General features: G+C 68.6%; 9 protein-coding genes. 4 read left to right on the plus strand and 5 right to left on the minus strand.

Annotated features, from left to right (window positions below):
• Both msrA and V7D28_RS13385 read left to right on the plus strand, forming a co-directional pair.
• Positions 1–598: peptide-methionine (S)-S-oxide reductase MsrA (gene msrA, locus V7D28_RS13380; protein ID WP_333587881.1), on the plus strand; the 598-nt coding region annotated here is incomplete at its 5' end.
• Positions 599–698: 100 nt separating this feature from the next.
• A complete protein-coding gene (locus tag V7D28_RS13385; protein WP_333587882.1) occupies positions 699–1,163 on the plus strand; it encodes a DoxX family protein in 465 nt (154 codons plus the stop codon).
• A 35-nt stretch (positions 1,164–1,198) separates the two neighbouring features.
• On the opposite strand, the gene V7D28_RS13390 is transcribed toward V7D28_RS13385, so the two are convergent.
• From V7D28_RS13390 to V7D28_RS13410, 5 genes are all read right to left on the minus strand, one after another.
• Positions 1,199–1,948 (minus strand): DUF599 domain-containing protein, encoded by a 750-nt coding sequence (locus V7D28_RS13390; RefSeq protein ID WP_442957943.1) that lies wholly within the window; start codon positions 1,946–1,948, stop codon positions 1,199–1,201.
• A gap of 30 nt (positions 1,949–1,978) precedes the next feature.
• Positions 1,979–3,313, minus strand: coding sequence for an MFS transporter (locus tag V7D28_RS13395; protein WP_333587883.1), 1,335 nt, complete (start codon positions 3,311–3,313; stop codon positions 1,979–1,981).
• 131 nt (positions 3,314–3,444) lie between these two features.
• Positions 3,445–3,603: a DUF3309 family protein gene (locus V7D28_RS13400; protein ID WP_333587884.1), complete on the minus strand. Its 159-nt coding sequence runs from the start codon at positions 3,601–3,603 to the stop codon at positions 3,445–3,447.
• Positions 3,604–3,693: 90 nt separating this feature from the next.
• Complete coding sequence (locus tag V7D28_RS13405) at positions 3,694–4,101, minus strand: DUF983 domain-containing protein (protein WP_333587885.1); 408 nt, start codon at positions 4,099–4,101, stop codon at positions 3,694–3,696.
• 66 nt (positions 4,102–4,167) lie between these two features.
• Positions 4,168–4,305 (minus strand): entericidin A/B family lipoprotein, encoded by a 138-nt coding sequence (locus V7D28_RS13410; RefSeq protein WP_333587886.1) that lies wholly within the window; start codon positions 4,303–4,305, stop codon positions 4,168–4,170.
• 195 nt (positions 4,306–4,500) lie between these two features.
• Here V7D28_RS13410 and V7D28_RS13415 point away from each other — a divergent pair, with 195 nt between their 5' ends.
• Both V7D28_RS13415 and V7D28_RS13420 read left to right on the plus strand, forming a co-directional pair.
• Positions 4,501–5,394, plus strand: coding sequence for a phytanoyl-CoA dioxygenase family protein (locus V7D28_RS13415; protein ID WP_333587887.1), 894 nt, complete (start codon positions 4,501–4,503; stop codon positions 5,392–5,394).
• 65 nt (positions 5,395–5,459) lie between these two features.
• Complete coding sequence (locus V7D28_RS13420; protein ID WP_333587888.1) at positions 5,460–5,948, plus strand: pyridoxamine 5'-phosphate oxidase family protein; 489 nt, start codon at positions 5,460–5,462, stop codon at positions 5,946–5,948.

Genomic DNA, 5,948 nt, shown 5'->3' on the forward strand with positions numbered 1-5,948 from the left:
CGCCCAACCCATCCCCACGGCGACCACCCACTTCGTCAACGGCCGGCCCCTGCAGGGTCCCTATGGGGCGGGGCTTGAGACGGCGGTCTTCGCCATGGGCTGCTTCTGGGGGGTGGAGCGGGTCTTCTGGCAGATCCCGGGCGTGCAGGTGACGGCCGTCGGCTATGTGAACGGGCTCACCCCCAATCCCACCTATGAAGAGGTGTGCAGCGGCCGCACCGGCCACACCGAGGCGGTGCTGGTGGTCTATGATCCCAAGGTCGTCACCTATGAGCAGCTGCTCAAGGCCTTCTGGGAGAACCATGACCCCACCCAGGGCATGCGCCAGGGCAATGATATCGGCACCCAGTACCGGTCGGGCCTCTATGTGAAGGACGACGCCCAGGCCCAGGCGGCCGCAGCCAGCAAGGCGGCCTATCAGCAGGCCCTGTCGGCCCGCGGCCTGGGCGCCATCACCACCGAGATCGTGGAAGCCGGCCCCTTCTATTTCGCCGAGGACTATCACCAGCAGTACCTGGCCAAGAACCCCGGCGGCTATTGCGGCATCGGCGGCACGGGCGTGACCTGCCCCATCGGCGTCGGCGTAGAGGCCGGCTGAGCCTTCATCCGGGCGGTTGGCTCTGGACGGCCCCCCCGGGGGAGGGGTTATGATCTCATCAGGCGTGATTTGAGAAATCACAACCTGAAGGCGCAGTTCCATGCCGACAACCCAGGCGCCAGAGCCGACCCCGTGGAAGCCGCCCTGGCCCTGGTGGCTCAACCTGTCCTGGGCGGGCGGGATCGAGCCCTGGGTGCGGCTGCTGACCCGGCTCGTGGTGGGCGCCTATCTGGTCTGGGGCGTTCTTGGCCCGGCCACGGACCCGCAGCAGATGGCTGAGTTCGCCGCCTATCTGGCCGGCCATGGGTTCATCTGGCCGGGACTGATGGCGGGGCTGGCGGTCTACGCGCAGGTTTTCTGCGGCGTGGCCTTCATTCTCGGCCTGGTGACCCGCTGGGCGGGCCTGCTCTGCGCGATCCTCTTTCTGGTCGCCGTGGTCTTTGTTGAGGCCAAGGCCGGCCTGCGCGCGGCCCTGCCCGCCACCCTGCTGGTCCTGATCGGCCTGGACATGCTGGCCCGGGGACCGGGTCCGTTCAATCTTCGCCGGCTGCTGGTGGGCCGCTGAGCCGAGAGCGTCCCGGCGCGCGCCGTGGAACCCGGTCAGGCCGGGCGATGCGGTTCGGCCAGAGGATCGGCGGGCCCCGGGGCCGGCGGCTCGGCCTGCGCCCCCTCCAGCACCTCGCGAAGGTCGGCGATGGCGTGGGCGGCGGCGGAGCTTCGCTGCCGCCAGATGAGCACGGCCACCGCGCTCAGCGTGGCGATGATGAAGGTCGTGGAGCCGAAGATCCAGCTGGCGGCGGCCAGGGCGAAGTAATAGCCCCTGACGCCTGCGTTGAAGGCCGAAAGCGCCGGATTGAGCAGCCGACCGGCGGCTGCGCCATAGGCTTCCTGCAATGGGCTCCAGGTTCCGCCGGGCGCGGCGCCGACCACGGCGACCGTGTAGTTCAGCTGGCGGATCGCCCAGATGAAGTCCAACAGGCCACGCGCCAGGGTGATCAGCACCAGGGCCAGTTGCAGCTCGAAGAGCAGGCGCGATGAGGTCTTGATGACGATCAGGCTGGATGCGCTGCGGAACGAAGCCTCGCCGCCGAACAGCACGCCGGCCGCCGCGGCGATCAGGATCAGGTTGGACGAGGCGAAGAAGGAGGCCGAATTGATGGTGTGGCCCAGAAGCTGGCCGTCCATCAGCCGGTTGTCCCGCCCCGCCATGGCCCGCATCCAGGCGCTCCGGATCACCGCCATGTCGAGATTGATCAGGTGCCGCCGCCCCAGCGCCGCCTTCACCAGGGGCTCATAGGCCAGCCAGGCCAGGGCGAAGATGGCCAGGGCGACGGCGTCCAGAGTCGACAGGTGCAGGTCGGGCAGCTGAGGGGGAATGGCTCAGTCCTCCAGGATCTTGCTGTGCTTACGGCTGTCACGCAGCAGCAGGGAGGTGATGAGGCCGACCCCCATGATGGCCGAGACGTAGAGATAGAAGCCCTGCTCAATCCCCCAGCCCTTGAAGGACAGGGCCACGGCTTCGGCGGTGCCGCCGAACAGGGCGTTGGCCATGGCGTAGGGCAGGGCCACGCCAAGCGCCCGTACATGGGCGGGAAAGAGCTCGGCCTTGGTCACCGCGCTGACCGAGGTGTAGCCCGAGATGATCACGATGAGCGCCACCATCAGGAAGAAGGCGGTCAGCGCATCACTGACGCCCGCCATGGCCTGCATGATTGGATAGGTCAGCAGCATCCCGGCCCCGAAGGTGAAGGCGAGGTTGGTGCGCCGGCCCCACCTGTCCGACAGCCAGCCGAACAGGGGCAGCAGGAAGAGATAGACGATCAGGGCCGCCGCCGTGATCGAGGTGGCCGCCTCCTTGCTGAAGCCGCTCGTGTTGACCAGGAACTTCTGCATGTAGGTCGTATAGGCATAGAAGGCGAGCGAGCCGCCGGCCGTCAGCAGGAAAATGGCCGTGGTCTCCCACGGGTGGTGGCGGAACAGCATCATGGTCCGCGCCCGCTCGGCCCCTGAAGCCTGGGCGTTCTTGAAGGACTCGCTCTCGTCCAGGCCCCGCCGGATCCAGAACACCACCACCGCCAGCAGGCCGCCCACGAAGAAGGGGATGCGCCACCCCCAGGACTCCAGGTCCGCTGGCGCCATGACGTTCTGAAGCAGGATCAGGATGCCCAGCGCCAGAAGCTGGCCGGAGATCAGGGTCACGAACTGGAAGCTGGACCAGAAGCCCCGGCGTCGCCGTCCGGCCATCTCCGAGAGATAGGTGGCGCTGGCGCCGTACTCCCCGCCCACCGAAAGGCCTTGCAGCAGGCGAGCCAAAAGAAGGGCGATGGGCGCAGCCACCCCGATGGCGGCATAGTCTGGAATGATGGCGATGACGAAGGAGCCGGCGCACATCATGGCCACCGACAGCGACAGGGCCGCCCGGCGCCCGGCGCGGTCGGCATAGAGCCCCATCAGCCAGGCGCCCAAGGGCCGCGCCAGGAAGCCGATGGCGAACACGGCCGCCGCCTGCAGGAGCTGGGCGGTCTGGTCCCCTTGCGGGAAGAAGTGCGGGGCGAAATAGAGGGCGAAGGAGGAGTAGGCGAACCAGTCGTACCATTCCACCAGATTGCCCGCCGAGCCGCCGGCGATGGCCTTCAGGCGCTGGAGCGGCGTCAGCCCCGCCGCCAGCAAACCCGGCGGCGCCTGGGAATCCGCGCCCGTCTCCGTCGCCGACATACGGTCCCTCCCCCAGTTCCAGCCCAGGGGATGCTAGAGCGCGTTCCAATCAGTGGGAACCGGTTATTGAACCTGGCCCGCGCGGCGCAGAGGTCGCTCCGCCCACAAGAGCGGAGCGAACCTTCTGCCGTCTAGATTCGGCCGATAAGCACCAGGATCAGGACGATCACCAGCACGAGGCCAAGGCCGCCCGACGGGAAGTAGCCCCAGCTGCGGCTGTAGCCCCAGGTGGGCAGGGCGCCGATGAGGGCCAGGATCAGGATGATCAGAAGGATTGTGCCAAGGGTCATGTTGTTCTCTCCGCTAGAGCGAACATGACTGTCCGCTCACCCGCTGGCAGAACGGCGCGTCCATGGCGGAGGTTCCCGAGCCGGGACAGCTCAGTCGGCGGCGTCGGCGGTGTGGATCGCCCGGTCCGTCTCCCTGACGCCCAGGACCATCAGGCCGCCGATGAAGGCGCCCTTGATCCGCGGCAGCAACAGAAGGGTGAGCCCGGTCAGGGGCAAAAGCACCCCCGGCAGCACCAGCCAGACCGGCGATTCCCACATGAAGGGGAACAGCAGGAGCGGCGCCACCACGACATGGCCGACGATCAGGATCGTGAAATAGGCCGGGCCGTCATCGGCCGGATACTGGGCCAGATCATGGCCGCAGCTCCGGCAGGCGGGCTCCACCTTCAGATAGCGCCAGAAGAGCGCGCCCTCGCCGCAGGCCGGGCAGCGCCCCTTGAGGCCCCGACGCAGGGCGGTGAGAAAGCCAGGGCGCTTGGGTTCGGACATGGCCTGCATATGCGCCTCGAACCCCGCAAGGGAAAGGGCGGCGCGCTCGCCCGCCGCCTCAAACCCCGAAAATGTTCAGCGCGCCACGTCCTGGGCCGTGGTGCGCACGGCGCTGCCCGCCGCCTCCAGGTCACGCCCGACGCCGGCCACCGTATTGCAGGCCGCAAGCACCATCGCCGCGGCCGCCAGGGCCATGATCTGCACGGTTCGCATGGGTCGCCTCCATCGCTGGCCAGGCCCGTCGCCCGGCGCCGCGCTCTGATCTAAGCCTCACCATGGCCCTGATCAACGCCCTGAACGCGCTTGCGGCTTGGCGAGAGGGGGCGCTCAGGACAAGGTGAGGCCCGACGGGCCGCGGTCGGGGCGACACCCCGATTTTCCAAGGACGGCCCCTTCCGGAGGACGCCCATGGTGGAACTGGTTCACCTGCCCGCCGATGCGCCCAGCGCATCCATCGCCCAAATCCTCGATCGCGACGGGGCGCTGATCCTGGACGACGCCCTGTCGGCCAAGGAGCTTTCGGCCCTGAAGGCGGAACTGACGCCGTTCGTGGAGGCCACGCCGGCCGGTCGCGACGGCTTCACAGGTCAGAGGACCACGCGCACCGGCGCCCTGGTGGCCCGCTCTCCGGCCTGCCGCCCCCTGGTGACCGACGCCCGCATCCAGGCCCTGTGCGCCCACCTGCTCAAGCCCAATTGCGAGCGCTGGCAGCTGCACCTGACCCAGTTGATCCGCATCATGCCGGGCCAGGGCGCCCAGCCGATCCATCGGGACCGATGGGCCTGGGGCGCGCACCTGAAAGGCGTCGAGCCGCAGCTCAACACCATCTGGGCGCTCACCGACTTCACCGCTGACAATGGCGCCACCCAGGTGGTCCCCGCCTCCCAGGCCTGGCCGGACGACCGGCGCGCCGATCCCGCCGAGATCACCCAGGCCGTCATGCGGGCCGGCTCGGTGCTGGTCTATACGGGCAGCGTCTTTCATGGCGGCGGCGCCAACCGCAGCGAGGCCGACCGCTGGGGCCTGAACATCACCTATGCCCTGGGCTGGCTGCGGCAGGAGGAGAACCAGTACCTTTCCTGCCCACCCGAGATCGCGCGCACTCTGGACCCGGACCTCCAGGACCTGCTGGGCTACGCCTTGGGGGGCTACGCCCTGGGCTACTACACCCCGCCGCTGGCCCCGGGCGAGGGGCCGGAAATGGTTCCGCCGAGCCACGCCCTGCGCGGCGACTCCGAGGCCGCGCGCTTCGGATCGGCGGAGGATCTGGCGGCCCTGGGGGCGCAGCTCCGAAACGGCTGAAGCTCAAGGAACGGGGAGCCGCCGCCGCCCGTTGCCCTGGCCTCACCCGCACAAAGGAGAGGCCCATGGCCGACCGCGCCGAACTGGAAGCCAAATTCTGGAAAGCCCTCAAGTCCGACCGCACCCTCATGCTCGGCCTGGCCGATGTGGAGGAGGGTCACAGCCAGCCCATGACCGCCCAGATCGAGGGCGACGAGGGCGGCCCCATCTGGATCTTCAGCGCCAAGGGCGTCGACCTGGTCCAGGCCGCAGGCGCCGGCCACCGGGCCGTGGCCCACTTCGCCTCCAAGGATCATGACCTCTTCGCCGCCATCCACGGTCGCCTGACGCCCGACAACGACCGCGACACCATCGATCGGCTGTGGAACCCCTTCGTGGCGGCCTGGTACGAGGGTGGCAAGGATGACCCGAAGCTGCAGCTCCTGCGGTTCGACCCTGAACGCGCCCAGATCTGGCTCAACGAGCACAGCCTGTTCGCCGGCGTGAAGATGCTGTTGGGCCGCGACCCCAAGAAGGACTACGCCGACAAGGTGGGCGAGGTTCGGCTGAGCTAG

Source organism: Phenylobacterium sp., assembly GCF_036723115.1.
Lineage (GTDB): Bacteria > Pseudomonadota > Alphaproteobacteria > Caulobacterales > Caulobacteraceae > Phenylobacterium.